We start from the raw sequence: 16127 nt of genomic DNA on the forward strand, positions 1-16127 counted from the left end.
CTCAACATCAGGCAATGTATGGCTCTAACTGAATTAAATTGTTACTGATTGGTGTAATAGTATGTCCAGTGTTTATTGGGGTATATTGGCTAATGAAGGGTATCGTTAGTGATGCTGATTGAAACTGTCATTGTAACAATATCACTTCCGGCTAGACTGGAATAACTTAGCGACATAAGTCACAAAATAACAGTACATAACCTGACGTATGGAGTCATCCCATGTTAATGGAAGGTCAAGCGATCCGCTTGCAAGCAGTTGAAGAGGGTATTTATGAGGTGGTGTTTGATCTCAGAAATGAGGCAGTAAACACACTCAGTCAATTGGCTATGCAAGAACTACGAGAAGCGGTTACTCAGCTGCAAACAACGGCCGGCGTAACCGGCGTTGTTTTTACCAGTGCCAAAGATAGTTTTATTGTTGGTGCTGACATTACCGAATTTGCGCAGATGTTCGATCATGATGAGGAGACCATTGTCGCGAATCTGATCCGGCTACAAGGTCTGTTTAGTGAAATTGAAGACCTGCCATTCCCAACAGTAACAGCCATCAATGGTATCGCATTAGGCGGCGGTTTTGAGTTGGCGCTGGCGACAGACTATCGTGTGATGGCTGATACGGCCAAAGTAGGGCTGCCAGAAGTGAAGTTGGGTATTTATCCTGGTTGGGGTGGTACGGTGCGTTTGCCACGCCTGATCGGTATTGATAATGCTAACGAGTGGATCTGCGCTGGCGCTGAAAAACGTGCAGCAGATGCGCTGAAAGATGGTGCAGTTGATGCGGTTGTAGCAACGGCTCAGGTACGTGATGCGGCTATAGATCTTGTTAAGCAGTGCATTGCCGGTAAGTTTGATTATCAGGCACGCCGGGATGAGAAAAAAACACCGGTTAAATTGAATGCTATCGAACAGATGATGGCATTTGAAACCGCGAAAGGGCTGATTGGTGCTAAAGCAGGTCCGCATTATCCTGCACCTATGCAGGTGCTGAAAACGATTCAGAAATCCTGCACGATGAATCGCGAACCAGCGATGGAAGTCGAAGCGAAAAATTTTGTTAAGTTAGCAAAAAATGCAGTGACTCCGGCGTTGGTTGGTCTGTTTATGAAAGACCAGTACGTTAAAAAGGTCAGTAAAAAATATGAAGCGCAGGGTTCGCCGGTAAAACAGGCGGCTGTATTGGGCGCAGGTATCATGGGCGGTGGCGTCGCTTATCAGTCAGCGGTGAAAGGCACGCCTATATTGATGAAAGACATCAATCAAGGTGCGCTCCAGCTGGGGCTGGATGAAGCGAATAAGCTATTAGGTAAACAGCTGAAACGTGGCCGCTTAGATGTGACTAAAATGGCGCAAACAATCAATCGGATTACACCGACCTTGAGCTATGGTGATTTCAATCGTGTTGATCTGGTGGTTGAAGCGGTCGTAGAAAATATTAAAGTTAAAAAAGCAGTTTTGGCTGAAGTAGAAGGCCACATGCCTGAAGACGCGATTCTGACATCGAACACATCCACTATTTCGATTACTGAGTTGGCCAAGTCTCTGAAACGTCCTGAAAACTTCTGTGGTATGCACTTTTTCAACCCGGTGGCTTTGATGCCGCTGGTAGAAGTTATCCGTGGTGAGAAAAGTAGCGATGCTGCGATAGCACGTACGGTGTCATATGCTAAAGCGATGGGCAAAACCCCGATTGTGGTAAACGATTGTCCAGGATTCCTGATAAACCGCATTCTATTTCCTTACTTTGGTGGTTTTTCCGCCTTGTTAAAAGATGGCGCTGATTTCCGCAAAATCGACAAGGTGATGGAAGGTTTTGGTTGGCCAATGGGCCCGGCTTACCTATTGGATGTTGTCGGTATTGATACGGCTTACCATGCCGATGCCGTCATGGCAGCAGGTTTCCCGGATCGTATGCAGCACGAAGGTGAGAATGCGATTGATCGAATGTTTACATTAGAACGTTTTGGTCAGAAAAATAGTAAAGGTTTCTATCAATATGAAATGGACCGTAAAGGTAAGCCTAAGAAGCTTGCTGATGAAGAGGTCTTTACATTATTGGAGGGAGTCTTGGGTGATGCGCGTGACTTTTCTGATGAAGAGATTATCGCACGTATGATGATCCCGCTGTGCATCGAAACCGTTCGCTGTTTAGAAGATGGTATTGTTTCCTCTGCTGCAGAAGCGGACATGGGCCTGATCTACGGCATTGGTTTTCCTCCATTCCGTGGTGGGGCTTTGTATTATCTGGATCAGATGGGATTAACTGCATTCTGTGAACTCGCGGAAAAATATAAACATCTTGGTGGTTTGTATCAACCAACCGAGCGAATGAAACAGATGGCCGCCGCTGGCGAAACCTATTTCGGCGGGGAGAAATAATCATGAGTCTGAAACCAAATGACGTAGTGATCGTAGATGGCATCCGTACCCCGATGGGGAAATCTAAGGGTGGTTCTTTTCGTAACGTGCGTGCTGAAGCATTATCTGCTGCTGTTATGAATGGCTTATTGGCACGTAACCCCAATGTTAATCCGGCTGACATAGAAGATGTCGTCTGGGGATGTGTTAACCAAACCAAAGAGCAAGGCTTTAACATTGCGCGTAATGCGCTGCTGTTAGCGGGTTTGCCGCATACCATAGGCGGGCAAACAATTAACCGCTTGTGCGGGTCTTCGATGTCGGCGCTACATAATGCCGCACAATCTATCATGACCGGAAATGGTGATACTTTCATCGTCGGTGGTGTGGAGCATATGGGGCATCTGGATATTCTGCATGGTCTTGATATCAATCCAGAGATGTCTAAACATGTCGCTAAAGCCGCCCTGATGATGGGGGTTACCGCTGAAATGCTGGGCAAGATGAACGGTATTTCGCGTGAAATGCAAGATCAGTTCGGTGCGCGTTCACACCGCCTGGCACATGAAGCACGTGAAACTGGTCGCTTTGATAACGAGATCATCCCAATCGAAGGCCATGATGAAAATGGTTTTAAGAGCTTGTTAGAGCAGGATGAAGTCATTCGCCCTGAAACGACCTTTGAAGTCTTGCAAGGTTTGAAGCCTGTCTTTGTACCGAAAGTCGGTACTGTAACGGCGGGTACTTCATCAGCATTTTCTGATGGTGCATCTGGTATGCTCGTGATGTCTGCTGAAAAAGCTCAGTCACTAGGTTTGAAACCACGAGCCGTGATTAGTTCGATGGCTGTTGCTGGCTGTGATCCTTCTATCATGGGGTATGGACCTGTCCCTGCAACGCAGAAAGCGTTAAAACGTGCTGGTTTGAAGATGGATGATATCGATTATATCGAATTGAACGAAGCCTTTGCTGCGCAGGGACTTTCTGTATTGAAAGGCCTGAAATTGCTGGATCGCATGGAAGAAAACGTCAACCTTAATGGTGGTGCTATTGCATTAGGTCACCCGCTAGGCTGCTCGGGTACACGTATCTCCACCACACTGTTAAATGTGTTGGAACAGAAGAACGGTACGTTCGGTTTAGCAACGATGTGTATTGGTATGGGGCAGGGAGTTGCGACGGTATTTGAACGTTTAAATTAACGTTTATTGTCCAATACCTTGGCAGCAATAGCTATTAACTAAAAAGGGCCGCTGACTCATTTCAGCGGCCCTTTTTAAGTTCATTGAATTGTTCATTGAATTGTTCATTGAATGGTTTGTTGGGATTTTTCTGGCTTAAAGCCGCCGACTAGCGAATTGCATCCTCTGCCGTCTGATATTCATATCCCAATACGTCTGCAACGGCTTTATAGGTGATTTTGCCACGATGCACGTTTAAGCCATTACGCAGGTGCGGATCATCACTGAGTGCCTTCTGGTAGCCTTTATTGGCCAGCGCTAGAATAAATGGCAAGGTTGCGTTAGTTAAAGCAAAGGTTGAGGTACGAGCAACACCGCCGGGCATATTAGCCACACAGTAATGCACCACACCTTCTTCGATATAGATCGGGTCCTGGTGAGTGGTTGCATGCGATGTTTCAAAACAGCCGCCCTGGTCAATCGCGACATCGACTATCACGGCACCCGTTTTCATCTTTTTCAAATGATCACGCGTTACCAGCTTGGGTGCAGCTGCGCCGGGGATTAATACCGCGCCGACTACCAGATCTGCTGCAACGACTTCTTCTTCGATGGATTCAACATTGGAGTAAAGTGTTTTTAGTTGTGGGCCGTAAATCTCATCGAGTTGTTTTAGACGCGGCAAAGAACGATCCAGAATCGTAACGTCTGCACCTAATCCCATCGCCATGCGAGCAGCGTTGATGCCGACCACACCACCGCCAATGACGACAACTTTTGCGGGTGCAACACCCGGTACGCCGCCGAGTAAGGTACCTAGCCCGCCCTGAGCTTTTTCCAGTGAGTGTGCCCCAGCCTGAATCGCCATGCGTCCTGCGACTTCGCTCATAGGCGCAAGCAAAGGCAAGCCGGCGTGGTTATCGGTCACGGTTTCATAGGCAATGGCGACAGCGTCAGACTCTACTAAAAGTTTTGTTTGCTGGGGGTCTGGTGCAAGGTGAAGGTACGTGAATAATAATTGGCCAGAACGCAGCATTTTACATTCGTTAGGCTGTGGCTCTTTTACTTTGACGATCATCTCTGCGGTGGCGAAGATCTCTTCAGCCGTGTCGATGATGGTTGCACCCGCCGCTTCATATAGTTCATTGGTTAAGCCAATAGCGGTTCCTCCATCGCGTTCAATGATGACTTGATGGCCAGCCGTTACCAGCTCACGGACTCCCGCTGGCGTCATGCCAATGCGGTATTCATGGTTTTTGATCTCTTTAGGGACGCCGATAAGCATGTCGAACCTCCAGTTGTCTCATATAGTGGTCTGAGACAGGCATTTTTTATTGTTGGGGTAAAATAAATTCAGATTAGTATTATTCAGATTAGCACTGGATTGGCAGAATATTACGATGTTGTTGATCGATAATTAGACAATATCACTGCTTATTTGGTAGTTGATGGCAATAAAAACTGTGCTGTTGCACAAAATTGGCGTTATTTATGGGGGATAGCTCTTATCATTGTTTAAAGACCGAAACCAAAACGAAATAAGCTAAAGGCAAGCATCCCGACAACAATGGTTGTCAGCAGGTCTTTGCGGATAAACGCTGTGATGACGGCTATCAATGAAGCCAGTAACCAAGGGTTAGTGGGGCTTACCCATAGCTGCCCTTGTGGCATCAACACTGCAGGCATGATGATGGCTGTTAATACGGCAGGCGGTACAAATCCCAGGCCTGTGCTGAGCCAGGCGGGAAAATGCACACGTCCTGCAACTGCAAACAGTACATAACGTACGCTAAACGTCACAATGAACATACCAGCAATTAACAGTGCTTCATTCATGATAACTCCTTATAGATTCCTATAAGTCCTTGTTGTTTTTGTTATCTTGCTTACTTTGTCGCGCCAGCATCATTTGAAAAGATAAGCCAACAGCAATCCCGGATAGCGCGGCGAGTAACAGGCCTAGTTTGTGAGGCATGCCTGCGGTAGCTATCGCCATTGCCGCCGCAACAATAACGCAGGCCCACATCGGTTTGTTTTTAAGGTAAGGCACAACCATGCCAATAAAAGTAACTGACATTGCAAAATCCAATCCCCATTGGGTCATGTCAGGAAACAGCTCTCCTAGCGCTACACCTATAGCGGTACATAGCACCCAATTACCATACATGGCGCAAAAAGAGCCTAAGTAGAACCAGTGTGCGTTACGAATATCATCTTGTTGAAGGTAGCGGCTACTCACTGCAGCGAAGGTCTCATCGGTTAGCCCAAATGCCATCAGTATGCGCCAGCGCTGAGGGAGGTGGCGAACTTTGGGTACTAAGTTGGCGGCATATAGGATATGCCGCAAGTTGACGACGAAGGTTGTCGCAATAATGATAGGTAGCGCCGCGCCTGCTGCGAGCAAACCGAGTACGATAAACTGGCTGGCGCCAGCAAAAACAATGATCGACATAGCGAGGGCGCCAATTACTGATAATCCGCTGGGTTCTGCCAGTGTGCCAAAGATAATGCCGAACGGTATTGCGCCCACTATTAAAGGCAAGGTGGCTTTTGCGCCACCCATAAATTCATGGCGGCGTTGCTTTGTTGATGAAGGAGGTGTTGAAGGTAGCGTTGTTGTATGCGTCATGATTGTTTGCCATTCATCACAGGGTTAACGTTAAGCAGATATCGGGCCGAGGGTATATCGATGGCCTGTTAGGATGAAGTACTTTACAAAAACCAGCATTACCAGGCTCTGATGCTGTGAAATGAATTATATACTCCTGTTGGCTGATGTTTACGCAACAGGATACATAATTTAAAGCGAACCATTAAAAAGTAAAGGCTTGATTGTAAACCAGGTTTTTATGCTAAGAAGCGATTTTTCCAGTTGATACCTGCTAATGCCGATCCGCCCACAATGGCAGTGCAGGCTAACAGCAGTGTCCAGCTTAATTGGGCTTCTCCTGCGGCTATTAGTAAGAGAACCGAGATTAGCGGCGCAGCGTAAGCGAGTATGCCGAGTAGCTGTAAATTACCGTGCTTGATGCCGTAGTCCCACGTGAAAAAGGCGATGCCTACCGGGCCAAGGCCAAGCCCTGCTATTCCTGCCCACTGCATACCTGTGCTTGGCCAGACGGTAGGTTCCCATGCTAGATGGCATAGCAGCGCTAGTATCGCGGTTACGGCACAAAACCAGCCTACCGCATCGGTGGGTACGGCGCTTACTAGTCTGCTGGCAACAGAATATCCCGACCATATGAAGGCGCATGCTAGCGCTAATAAGTAGCCTGGGAGGTATTCGCTGTGAAACCCAATGCCACCTTTACCGATCAGTACCCCACATCCTAATAGTGCTAATAGGGCGCCGAGTAAGTATTTCAGCCTAAAGTGCTCTCCCGGCAACAGGGCTGCGAATAATACAATCAGCAGTGGCCAGAGGTAGGCCAGCAGGCTGACTTCTACTGCCGGGGCTTTTGTCATCGCAACGAAATAACAAAAGTGATAACCAAAGTAGCCCCCCACACCCAATATCCAGGCCAATTTGGGTTGGCGCAGGTGACGTAAACCTAAGTGCCCTTGGTACCACCAGCGTAAACTCATCAAGAGAAAAGCGATACTGAAGGTCATCGCCATCATTTGAAAAGGGGGTATCTGGCCATCAGTAAGGCGGGTAAATAATGCGAGTGCGCCCCATAAAATAATCGAGATGGAGCCTATGTAGGTTGCACGCTGTACTTGGGACATTAGTTCACCAACAATCATATTTAAGAGAATATCTAGTGTATGACCTGAGAAGTGCTACTGTCTTTGCTGATATGGCTGAACTCTTTGTCGATTCAGCGGAGTTCTTAGTCGATTTAGCTGAGCTCTATAATAATACAGGTGGACTAGTTGTCGATCTGGCGAAAGTGACGCGGTGAATGCCCGAAGTGCTTTTTGAACCGACTGCTAAATGCGGAAAGGTTGTTATATCCGACATGATCAGCGACCTGCTGAACACTCATGGTGGCTGTCTCCAGTAGCTGCCAGGCTTGCTGCATGCGTTTTTCAATTAAATATTGCTGCGGTGTCATGCCGAGTTGTCGGCGAAACAATTCATTGAGCTGGCGTTGGCTGATATTAGCAGCGGTTGCTAGCGTTGTGGCGGATATAGACTCGCTAAAATGATGATCAAGATAGCTTCTCGCCGCTTCAATACGACGATCTACTTGTAAAGGTTTGCCAAAACGTTCCTGTAATAATTGAATGAGTAACAAAAGCATCTGGCGTTCGCTATTGGTATTTTGAGACGGTTTGAGCAAAAGGTTCTGGTGCAGAAAAGTTACGTAGTGTGCGAGTGCACCGTCAAGGGGGATGAAGGCCGGTAGTTTCTCCAGTTCAGGCGCAAGTGCGGCGGGCACATCGGCAACAACAAAGCTGTTTTGATCAGAGGCAGAAAACTCGTGAGTTTCTCCTGCAAGGATCATAGCTGCTTGCCGGGGAGATACCTGGCCTTCTTGGTTGCCGATATTCATGGCAAGCTGCCCAGCGATAGGAAGCACCAGCTGATGGTAGTCGTGCTGGTGGGATTTAGCTTCATGACTATAGCTGCGCAGGTCCAATGTCAGGTTGGTGTGCTTCATTCAACATCACGAATAAGATCAGCAGGCGCTTGTTTAATAACCTCTATTGGCATACCCGCTTCAATAACCCCGCAGTTTTGTGCGATCAGGTTCTGACCAAACAGTGCGCCACCCTCATGAGCGCGGCGGTATTTTAGCATCGTTCGCAGCGGTTCCTGGTGTGGGTTGAATTCGATGGAGTGGGGTGGCAAAGTCGTCAGCTTACAGCGTTCACAAGGTGAGTGAACAGTAAAGCGGACTTCGCCAATTTGAATCTCTTGCCAGTCATCTTCCGCAAAAGGGAGGTTACCGCTAGCAACCAAGTTGGGTCTGAATTGCTGCATAGCGATGAAGTCAGGGCAGCGCTCTTGTAGCCAATCGAGTGATGCTGTGCTGGTTAATAGCAGCGGATAGCCATCGGCAAAGCTGACTTGTTGCTCTGTGAAATCTTTGATAGGACGCTCTGTTTTTTCACCAAAAAATAACAGTTGGCAAGGCGTGTCTAAAAATGCGCTAACCCATTGTTGTGCCTCTACACCACAATGCTGTGCTTGCATGAGCTGCTTCCATACCTCTGTTTCCCGGTAATCGTCCAGATAATCAGCTTCATGTAATTCCAGAGTTGGTGCGCCTTGGGCGGCGAGGATTACACCGCCATCAAACGGTGTTGCCATCAGTTGAGTGAGCTTGGGGTACTTGCGGGCTGTCATAAAAACCCCGCTTTCATCAGCCACCATATAACGGCGATCTCCACTTAATCCGAGTTCATCTATCCAGCCACGACTGAGCTCGATGGGAGCACAGGACTTTACCGGGTGCTGGTGAATACTATGTAAGTAGATATCGCTCATGAACTGAATCCCTGTTGTGCTAAATAGTCGTGCTAAACACTTGTATACATGGCAGATTAATCGCATAACAACAGGCTTGTACAGGCTTTTTTGAAGCCAATACGTATTTTATCGCAGGCGTTTTATTTCCCATTCGATGACCTGATTATCCATCATCAGTGGGATATCGAGTGATGTTGTTGAGCGCAAGTCTGCTAAGCCCTGGTGAGAACTGCTTTTCTGTTAGGTGTTATTTCGTGCGTGGAGTAGATGGCGAAAAAAAACCGGCCAATTGACCGGTTTCTTGATGGGCAAAGGGACGTTTACTAATTGAGCTTTGTTACCAAAGACAGTGTATTTGGCTGTGTTTGCTCGTGTGACTGAATAAACGCTTTAATCTTAGGGCCGACCTCTTCACGGAAACGACGTCCGTTAAAGATACCGTAGTGGCCTACTTCCGGCTGTACATAATGTTCACGCATGTTGTCAGGTATATTGCTTAGAATGTCATGAGCGGCTTTCGTTTGGCCTTTGCCGGTGATGTCGTCATTTTCACCCTCTACTGTTAGTAAGGCTGTGGCTTTAACCGCGGACGTATCGATTTTTTTGCCTTCAAAGAGCATTTCGCCACGGGGTAAGCGGTGGTCAAGGAAGACTTTACGAATGGTTTCCAGGTAAAAATCTGCCGGAAGATCCATAACCGCGAGATATTCGTTGTAGAACTCTCTGTGAGCCTCAGCACTATCGCCATCGCCTTTAACCAAATCATCAAAGAACTTAAAATGTTTTTTGATATGGCTATTCATATTCATGCTCATAAAACCGGAGAGCTGAATAAAGCCTGGATATACTTTTTGCCCTGCGCCAGCGAAATCGGCAGGTATTGTATTGATAACGTTATTTTCAAACCACTCTAAATCTTTGCCGGAGGCATAGTCATTGACTTCTGTAGGGTTGATTCGTGTATCAACAGGGCCGCCCATAAGCGTGAGCGAGCGAGGAATATTCGGGTTGTTGCGCTCTGCCATGATGGTTGCAGCAACAATAGCCGGTACGCTCGGCTGGCACACCGCAATGACGTGGGTGTCGGGGCCTAAAAACTCAAGGAACTCGATCAAATAGCGCACATAATCATCAAAGGTAAAGCCACCTTCGTTGAAAGGGACGTCCCGCGCATTTTGCCAATCGGTAATATAAACTTCGTGGTCTGGAATAAATTGCTCTACCGTGCCGCGTAACAAGGTTGCATAGTGGCCGGACATTGGCGCCACCAGGAGTACTTTAGGGTGGTTGTATTTGCCGGTGCGACGAAAATGTAACAGATCACAGAAGGGGAGTGCGTAGGGCACTTCTTCCCTGATACGAATTTTTTCGCCGTTAATTATTGTTTGGTTTATTCCGAATTCAGGTTTTTCGTAGTTGTCGGTGCAACGTATGATCAGTTCTAAATGCGCTAGTAATGTGCGTGTCATTGAGCCTTCCAAAAAAGGCTGCATCCAAGATAATTTAAGCTGTTTTTTCCACGCTTGTGCGAAAAGGTGCAAGGGTTGAACAGATTGGTTGATGGTGTGATGTAGTTGGTACAGCATAGAATAATTCCTTATCAATCTATATTGATTGATTCATTATTTATCTGCAAAAAATATATATTGCAGCGCAGCATTTAATGCTTAGTGTATAGGTTAATACTTTTATTTGGCAAGATAATATATCTTCTCTTTTTGATGTTGCGTAGCAGCAATGTTGTCAGGTATATATGCTTAATGGTTGCTTAAAGAGCGGGCGATTCATTATTGTTGTGATACCTTACTGGCATGCGTGAGCGGCCATCAGGGAGAGGTGTTTTGATTTCTGCGGATACATCTGGGGACAAGTATAAGGCAAGTAACAAGAGAGGTAGTGAATGAAATGGTCACCTCGTGTGCTGAAATTTGCACTGAATATTTATGGACCTTATCTGGGTGCTGGGATTCGTATTACGCATATTGATCCTGAGTGGCGTGAGATGCATGTACGCATGAAATTACGTTGGTATAACCGTAATATAATGGGCACGCATTTTGGAGGGTGTTTATACGCGATGGTTGATCCTCAGATGATGCTAATGCTGATGAATCGCTTGGGCAAAGAATATATCGTATGGGATCAGGCTGCAGAAATTGAGTATGTAAAACCTGCCAAAGGTACGGTAGAGGCTCATTTAAGTTTATCGGATGCTCAGTTGGATGAGATTAAAAGAAAAACGTCAGGTGGATTGGCGTATCGGCCTTCATTTGAAATAGCTATACGTGATGTAGATGGCATTGTGGTGAGCAAAGTAAAAAAAGTGCTGTATGTAAAACGCAAAAAACATTAAGTCTAAGTACTTATTTAATCTAGATATTGTTAATCTGGATATTCTTGGCCTGGAGTAGTTAAACAAAAATAATTAAGCCAGAATCACACAGGCGGCACCTAGTACAATTAAAGCTAACCCTGACAGATCCCTTGGGATGAGTTTTTCTTTAAACCAACGAGCCGAAATGAAGAGCGTAAAGAGCACTTCGATTTGGCCAAGGGTTTTAACCAGCGCAACCGTTTCTAAACTCATCGCAGTGAACCAGCCAAGTGACCCAAGGCAACTGAACACGCTAATGGTCAGGGTAAGTTTTGGCCGCTGCCATAATGCTTTGAGTGTGGCAGGTTCTTTAATCAGCAGCCAGGTGAGGAGAATAGCAGTCTGTGTTGCGATGACATAAAGTAAGACCCAGGCGGCACTGTAGGGAAAGGGTAAGCCGAGCATCAGGCTTGCTTCTCTAACCCATAACGTGGTTAACGCGAAGGCTAAACCACTGCCTAACCCCAATGCGAGCGTCTTTAATGACAGATCTTTTAATGAGCCGGTATTGCTCATAAGCCAAATAGCAATCGCGCCAATAATGACACCACTCCAGGCAAGCCCTGACAGCGGCGCAGCGAAAAATAACGCGCCTAATGTAGCGGCAATCACCGCTTCACTTTTCGCCAAGCCAACGCCCATTGCATAATTTCTGAGGCGAAACAGTTTTACCATCAGTGCAGTAGCAATAATTTGCGAGACCGATGCTAGTGTAATAGTCACCAGATAATTAGCACTCACTGTAGGAAGGGCGACAGGTTCAACTTGGTAGAGTATCCATAAATACAGCGCGGCCAGTGGGCTTGCATACAAAAAGCGTGCGAGCGTGACACCGGCAGTGCTGACCTCTTTGCTGAGCTTATTTTGGAAAGCATTGCGCCAAGACTGCATAAAAGCTGCAAAAATAGTAAAAGGAATCCACAGTCCCATTAACAATACTTCCCTGAGTAAGCGCTGGGTAAGCGACTATTTTTTGAAAAGAGAGCGGCGTAGCGCGGGTGTTGTTGGTTTTTCCGCTTCAGGTGCCTGGTATTGATGCTTAGGCTTGGTGTTTTTCTTTTGTAGCCTTTTGCTTTTTGCAGACTTAGGCTGGAGCGGTTTACCATCGACTAACTTACCATTGTCGATAAAAGGTACGGGTTGTAGCGGGATTCTTTTATTGATTAACGCTTCTATCTCAACCAGGTAGCATCTTTCGTCCGGGGCAACTAAGGATATTGCTTGTCCGGATAAGCCTGCACGTCCAGTACGGCCGATACGGTGTACGTAAGCTTCGGGTTGATTGGGTAAGTCGTAATTTACAACACGAGGGAGTGACTCAATATCAATACCCCGTGCTGCCACATCGGTAGCGACCAGTACTTTTATCTCACCCGCAGCAAATGCCTTTAGTGCATGAGTACGCTCGCGTTGCAGTTTGTCACCATGAATAGCCAGAGCGCTTATCTGCTCTGCTTGTAAAAATTCAGTGACTTGATCCGCACGTCTTTTGGTACGTGTAAAAACCAGGGTTTGGGTCCATTTTCCACCGTCAATCAGGTAACTCAATATCTCGGATTTATCTTGGTTATCTACTGCATAAGCAACTTGCTTAACCTGGCTCGTGGTGGAGTTGCGTGTGGAAACGCTGATACGTTTTGGTTCACGTAGTAAGGATTCCGCCAGTGCCTCGATGTTGCTGTTAAAAGTGGCTGAGAAGAGTAATGTTTGTTTATTTTTGGGAATGAACTTCAGGATTTTCTGAATATCATGGATAAAGCCTAAATCCAGCATACGGTCCGCTTCATCCAGAACAAGCACTTCGAGTTGTTCTAATGAAAACTTGTTTTGCTCCAGCATATCCAGTAATCGACCGGGTGTGGCCACTAAAATATCGGTGCCGCGTTTCATCTTGCGGATCTGGTTATCGAAACGCACGCCGCCATAAAGGGAGATAACACGTACTCCCAGTGCTCGGCCGTATTGCAGTGTGTGATCACCTACTTGCATAGCCAGCTCGCGGGTGGGTACGAGTACCAGCCCTCTTATGTGATGATACTCAGTACCTTGCGGCGCGCTACCGAATTTCTCGATCATGGGTAGCGCAAAGCTAGCGGTTTTACCCGTGCCGGTTTGTGCTTCGGCCATTAAGTCGTGCCCCTGGAGGATGGCAGGAATAGCCTGTGCCTGAATAGGCGTGGGGGTTTTGTGGCCTAACTCATCCAGAGTAAACAGTAGTTCAGGGCAGAGCTTTAGTTCAGAAAAAGCGGGCATGAGTCGTCCGGATAAAAACGCAAAGTAACAGGGCTGAATTTGGAGGCTAAGTTTACAGGATTAGAGCAAATTGAGCGATAGATGATGAAAACAGCTAAATGGTTGTTAGAAGTGCATATCGTAACAGACCCTCCATGATTGCTTTGTTAAATGAGCAGGCCGGATGTGAGTCCGTCTACCTTGGGGAAGATAAAAACCGAGCTTAGCTAGGAACTTAGTAATAACCGCTATACTCTAGTATTAGTATTGCGGTGAATGGCCGATTGCTTGATTGTCGTTCACTGCATGCGTTCCACAACATTGAGACATCACAGGAGCTTTTGATCAATGGAGGTGACTCTACTTTACTGGCATTGGCTGGTATTCGGTATGCTGTTGATGGCCGCCGAAATGTTTATTCCCAGTTTTACTATTTTTTGGTTTGGTCTGGGCGCTATGGTGGTTGCCGGGCTCTTAGGCGTTAATCCAGAGATTGCTTTAAGTTGGCAGCTTTTCTGTTGGGCCGTGGGATCATCAGTGTTTGCATTATTATGGTTTAAGTTATTGCGCCCGAAAATGACGGATCGTACTAAAGCAGGTATTGCACGCGAAGCAATCGCCGGTGAAAGCGGTCAGGTCATTAAAGCCCCTACTGAGCATTCACGAGGTATCGTGCGGTTTACAACGCCGGTATTAGGTGATGATGAGTGGGAGTTTATTTGCAATGCTGAGGTGATTATGGGGGACCGGGTTTTCATCAAAGAACTGTCCGGTAACACTTTGCTGGTTGAAAAACGCTAATCATATAGCACTGACGATAGTGCGCTGGTTACAGCGATGTATAGCTAATAATTACGATATTTAAATAGGGGAGTTTTGTATGGATGGATTGATAATCGCCGGCGTTTTAGTGTTTCTTGTGGTGCTTACGCTGGGTATGGGGGTTAAGACGGTGCCGCAGGGCAGCAAGTTTGTTGTGCAGCGCTTGGGTAAGTTCCATTCCACATTAGGCCCCGGGTTAAATATTATTATCCCTTACATTGACCAGGTCGCTTATAAAGTAACGACGAAGGATATCGTCATGGATATACCTTCTCAGGAAGTGATTACCAAGGATAATGCCGTCATTATTGCCAATGCGGTTGCTTATATTAATATCGTCGCACCTGAAAAAGCAGTGTACGGCGTTGAGGATTATAACCTGGCTATTCAGAATCTGGTGCAAACATCATTGCGTTCGATTATCGGTGAAATGGGTTTGGATGATGCGCTTTCTTCACGCGATCAGATTAAAGCAAAGCTGAAAACGGCTATTTCAGATGATATTTCAGACTGGGGTATCACCCTTAAAACAGTAGAGATACAAGATATTACGCCCTCGGACACGATGCAAAGCGCAATGGAAGAGCAGGCCGCGGCTGAGCGTCAGCGACGTGCTACCGTGACTCGTGCAGAAGGTGAAAAATCGGCCGCTATTTTAGAAGCAGAGGGGCGTTTGGAAGCGTCTAAGCGCGATGCAGAAGCGCAGGTTGTATTGGCGAAAGCCAGCCAAGTGGCTATCCAGCGGGTCACTGAAGCGATCCAGGATAATGAACTTCCTGTGATGTATATTTTAGGTGAAAAGTATGTAGATGCGATGGAGTCTTTAGCTAAGTCTACAAACTCGAAAACGGTTGTTTTACCGGCTGATATCCCGGCAGCCATTAGAGGCATGATGGGTGGGTTTAAAAAATAACTGAATTAATCCTGTATTCATCGCGGCATAAGACAATGGTGTTATTAGAAATTATAACCAGAGGGCTATGCTGTGAGTATGCTGAAAGAGTTCAAAGAGTTTGCTGTCAAAGGCAATGTGATGGATATGGCGGTCGGTATTATCGTGGGCGCAGCCTTTGGTAAAATCGTATCGTCATTTGTCGGTGATGTCGTTATGCCGCCTATCGGTTTGTTGTTGGGTGGGGTGAACTTCACCGATCTGGCTTTTGTGTTGCAGGAAGCGGCAGGTGATACCACCGCCGTTACTCTTAACTACGGAAAGTTTGCGCAGACAGTTATTGATTTTGTGATTGTTGCTGGTGCGGTGTTTGTTGCAGTAAAAACAATTAACTCGATGAAAAAGTCAGAAGAGGCAGCGCCTGCAGAACCCGTAGTGGAGCCTGAACCTTCTAAAGAAGAAGTATTATTGAGCGAAATCAGAGACCTGCTTAAAGCGCGCACCTAGTTACGTCATCTGTTCACTGTTTTTCTAAAGGTGCGCTATGGCGCACTTTTTTTATATTTGTGACGGATATTATGGCCAATTCTGAAAAAATAAAATCGCCCTGTATAAGGCAATGTTGTCTTGATCAGCAGGATATTTGTCTGGGATGCTATCGCTCATTGCAGGAAATTCTTGATTGGGCCGCTGGGTCTGATGATGAAAAGCGTGCAGTATTGGCGCGGACTGCTGTTCGTCAGACAGAGCGAGGCGAGCGGAATAAAGTGTTTAAAACTTTATTATAAATTTAGCTGTTATGTTGGCCTATGTGTCTATGCATTGTTTATAAAAAGGTTTTAAAAGGTTT

The 16127-nt window shown here is 46.5% G+C and carries 16 protein-coding genes; 7 read left to right on the forward strand and 9 right to left on the reverse strand.

The genetic code is table 11. The features are described from left to right. Positions 1–221 precede the first annotated feature (221 nt). Both fadB and fadA read left to right on the forward strand, forming a co-directional pair. Positions 222–2378, forward strand: coding sequence for a fatty acid oxidation complex subunit alpha FadB (gene fadB, locus BM099_RS15100; protein WP_090728993.1), 2157 nt, complete (start codon positions 222–224; stop codon positions 2376–2378). A 2-nt stretch (positions 2379–2380) separates the two neighbouring features. After that, positions 2381–3559 (forward strand): acetyl-CoA C-acyltransferase FadA, encoded by a 1179-nt coding sequence (gene fadA / locus BM099_RS15105; protein WP_090728995.1) that lies wholly within the window; start codon positions 2381–2383, stop codon positions 3557–3559. A 148-nt stretch (positions 3560–3707) separates the two neighbouring features. Here the strand turns inward: fadA and ald are convergent, their stop codons facing one another. The 7 genes from ald to BM099_RS15140 all read right to left on the reverse strand — a co-directional run bounded on the left by ald (position 3708) and on the right by BM099_RS15140 (position 10543). Next, positions 3708–4823: an alanine dehydrogenase gene (gene ald / locus BM099_RS15110; RefSeq protein WP_090728997.1), complete on the reverse strand. Its 1116-nt coding sequence runs from the start codon at positions 4821–4823 to the stop codon at positions 3708–3710. Positions 4824–5053: 230 nt separating this feature from the next. After that, positions 5054–5374, reverse strand: coding sequence for an AzlD domain-containing protein (locus BM099_RS15115; RefSeq protein WP_090728999.1), 321 nt, complete (start codon positions 5372–5374; stop codon positions 5054–5056). A 19-nt stretch (positions 5375–5393) separates the two neighbouring features. Then, on the reverse strand, positions 5394–6167 hold the full coding sequence (locus BM099_RS15120) for an AzlC family ABC transporter permease (protein WP_090729001.1): 774 nt from the start codon (positions 6165–6167) through the stop codon (positions 5394–5396). Between the two features lie 218 nt (positions 6168–6385). Continuing rightward, positions 6386–7267, reverse strand: coding sequence for an aromatic amino acid exporter YddG (gene yddG / locus BM099_RS15125; protein WP_090729003.1), 882 nt, complete (start codon positions 7265–7267; stop codon positions 6386–6388). A 143-nt stretch (positions 7268–7410) separates the two neighbouring features. Next, positions 7411–8145 carry a helix-turn-helix domain-containing protein gene (locus BM099_RS15130; RefSeq protein WP_090729005.1) on the reverse strand — a complete coding sequence of 245 codons (735 nt, stop codon included), beginning with the start codon at positions 8143–8145 and terminating at the stop codon, positions 7411–7413. After that, positions 8142–8975 carry an MOSC domain-containing protein gene (locus BM099_RS15135; RefSeq protein WP_177201203.1) on the reverse strand — a complete coding sequence of 278 codons (834 nt, stop codon included), beginning with the start codon at positions 8973–8975 and terminating at the stop codon, positions 8142–8144. Before BM099_RS15135 ends, BM099_RS15130 begins: the two co-directional genes overlap by 4 nt. A 305-nt stretch (positions 8976–9280) precedes the next feature. Continuing rightward, positions 9281–10543 carry a polyhydroxyalkanoate depolymerase gene (locus tag BM099_RS15140; protein WP_090729008.1) on the reverse strand — a complete coding sequence of 421 codons (1263 nt, stop codon included), beginning with the start codon at positions 10541–10543 and terminating at the stop codon, positions 9281–9283. A gap of 314 nt (positions 10544–10857) precedes the next feature. Between BM099_RS15140 and BM099_RS15145 the strand changes: the two genes are divergently transcribed. Beyond that, entirely contained in the window at positions 10858–11310 is a 453-nt protein-coding gene (locus BM099_RS15145; RefSeq protein WP_090729010.1) for a DUF4442 domain-containing protein, read from the forward strand. Positions 11311–11382: 72 nt separating this feature from the next. Here the strand turns inward: BM099_RS15145 and BM099_RS15150 are convergent, their stop codons facing one another. Both BM099_RS15150 and BM099_RS15155 read right to left on the reverse strand, forming a co-directional pair. Then, positions 11383–12261, reverse strand: coding sequence for a DMT family transporter (locus tag BM099_RS15150; protein ID WP_090729011.1), 879 nt, complete (start codon positions 12259–12261; stop codon positions 11383–11385). A gap of 36 nt (positions 12262–12297) precedes the next feature. Then, positions 12298–13584 carry a DEAD/DEAH box helicase gene (locus BM099_RS15155; RefSeq protein WP_090729013.1) on the reverse strand — a complete coding sequence of 429 codons (1287 nt, stop codon included), beginning with the start codon at positions 13582–13584 and terminating at the stop codon, positions 12298–12300. 327 nt (positions 13585–13911) lie between these two features. Between BM099_RS15155 and BM099_RS15160 the strand changes: the two genes are divergently transcribed. The 4 genes from BM099_RS15160 to BM099_RS15175 all read left to right on the forward strand — a co-directional run bounded on the left by BM099_RS15160 (position 13912) and on the right by BM099_RS15175 (position 16065). Further along, the gene (locus BM099_RS15160) at positions 13912–14364 is read left to right on the forward strand and encodes an NfeD family protein (RefSeq protein ID WP_090729015.1); all 453 of its coding nucleotides are present in this window, start codon (positions 13912–13914) and stop codon (positions 14362–14364) included. 79 nt (positions 14365–14443) lie between these two features. Continuing rightward, positions 14444–15298, forward strand: coding sequence for an SPFH domain-containing protein (locus BM099_RS15165; RefSeq protein WP_090729017.1), 855 nt, complete (start codon positions 14444–14446; stop codon positions 15296–15298). 78 nt (positions 15299–15376) lie between these two features. Then, the gene (mscL, locus tag BM099_RS15170) at positions 15377–15784 is read left to right on the forward strand and encodes a large-conductance mechanosensitive channel protein MscL (protein ID WP_177201204.1); all 408 of its coding nucleotides are present in this window, start codon (positions 15377–15379) and stop codon (positions 15782–15784) included. A 71-nt stretch (positions 15785–15855) separates the two neighbouring features. Next, positions 15856–16065, forward strand: a complete 210-nt coding sequence (locus BM099_RS15175) for a DUF1289 domain-containing protein (RefSeq protein WP_090729048.1) — start codon at positions 15856–15858, stop codon at positions 16063–16065. The last annotated feature ends 62 nt before the right edge of the window (positions 16066–16127 follow it).

The organism is Neptunomonas qingdaonensis (assembly GCF_900113275.1).
Classification (GTDB): Bacteria; Pseudomonadota; Gammaproteobacteria; order Pseudomonadales; family Balneatricaceae; genus Neptunomonas; species Neptunomonas qingdaonensis.

Bases quoted from the DNA above. Each gene is read 5' to 3' on its own strand.
- BM099_RS15145 (WP_090729010.1), top strand. From the start codon at position 10,858: ATGAAATGGTCACCTCGTGTGCTGAAATTTGCACTGAATATTTATGGA.
- BM099_RS15115 (WP_090728999.1), bottom strand. From the start codon at position 5,374: ATGAATGAAGCACTGTTAATTGCTGGTATGTTCATTGTGACGTTTAGC.
- yddG (WP_090729003.1), bottom strand. From the start codon at position 7,267: ATGTCCCAAGTACAGCGTGCAACCTACATAGGCTCCATCTCGATTATT.
- BM099_RS15130 (WP_090729005.1), bottom strand. From the start codon at position 8,145: ATGAAGCACACCAACCTGACATTGGACCTGCGCAGCTATAGTCATGAA.
- BM099_RS15155 (WP_090729013.1), bottom strand. From the start codon at position 13,584: ATGCCCGCTTTTTCTGAACTAAAGCTCTGCCCTGAACTACTGTTTACT.
- BM099_RS15140 (WP_090729008.1), bottom strand. From the start codon at position 10,543: ATGCTGTACCAACTACATCACACCATCAACCAATCTGTTCAACCCTTG.
- BM099_RS15120 (WP_090729001.1), bottom strand. From the start codon at position 6,167: ATGACGCATACAACAACGCTACCTTCAACACCTCCTTCATCAACAAAG.
- BM099_RS15150 (WP_090729011.1), bottom strand. From the start codon at position 12,261: ATGGGACTGTGGATTCCTTTTACTATTTTTGCAGCTTTTATGCAGTCT.
- mscL (WP_177201204.1), top strand. From the start codon at position 15,377: ATGCTGAAAGAGTTCAAAGAGTTTGCTGTCAAAGGCAATGTGATGGAT.
- BM099_RS15165 (WP_090729017.1), top strand. From the start codon at position 14,444: ATGGATGGATTGATAATCGCCGGCGTTTTAGTGTTTCTTGTGGTGCTT.
- ald (WP_090728997.1), bottom strand. From the start codon at position 4,823: ATGCTTATCGGCGTCCCTAAAGAGATCAAAAACCATGAATACCGCATT.
- BM099_RS15135 (WP_177201203.1), bottom strand. From the start codon at position 8,975: ATGAGCGATATCTACTTACATAGTATTCACCAGCACCCGGTAAAGTCC.
- fadB (WP_090728993.1), top strand. From the start codon at position 222: ATGTTAATGGAAGGTCAAGCGATCCGCTTGCAAGCAGTTGAAGAGGGT.
- fadA (WP_090728995.1), top strand. From the start codon at position 2,381: ATGAGTCTGAAACCAAATGACGTAGTGATCGTAGATGGCATCCGTACC.
- BM099_RS15175 (WP_090729048.1), top strand. From the start codon at position 15,856: ATGGCCAATTCTGAAAAAATAAAATCGCCCTGTATAAGGCAATGTTGT.
- BM099_RS15160 (WP_090729015.1), top strand. From the start codon at position 13,912: ATGGAGGTGACTCTACTTTACTGGCATTGGCTGGTATTCGGTATGCTG.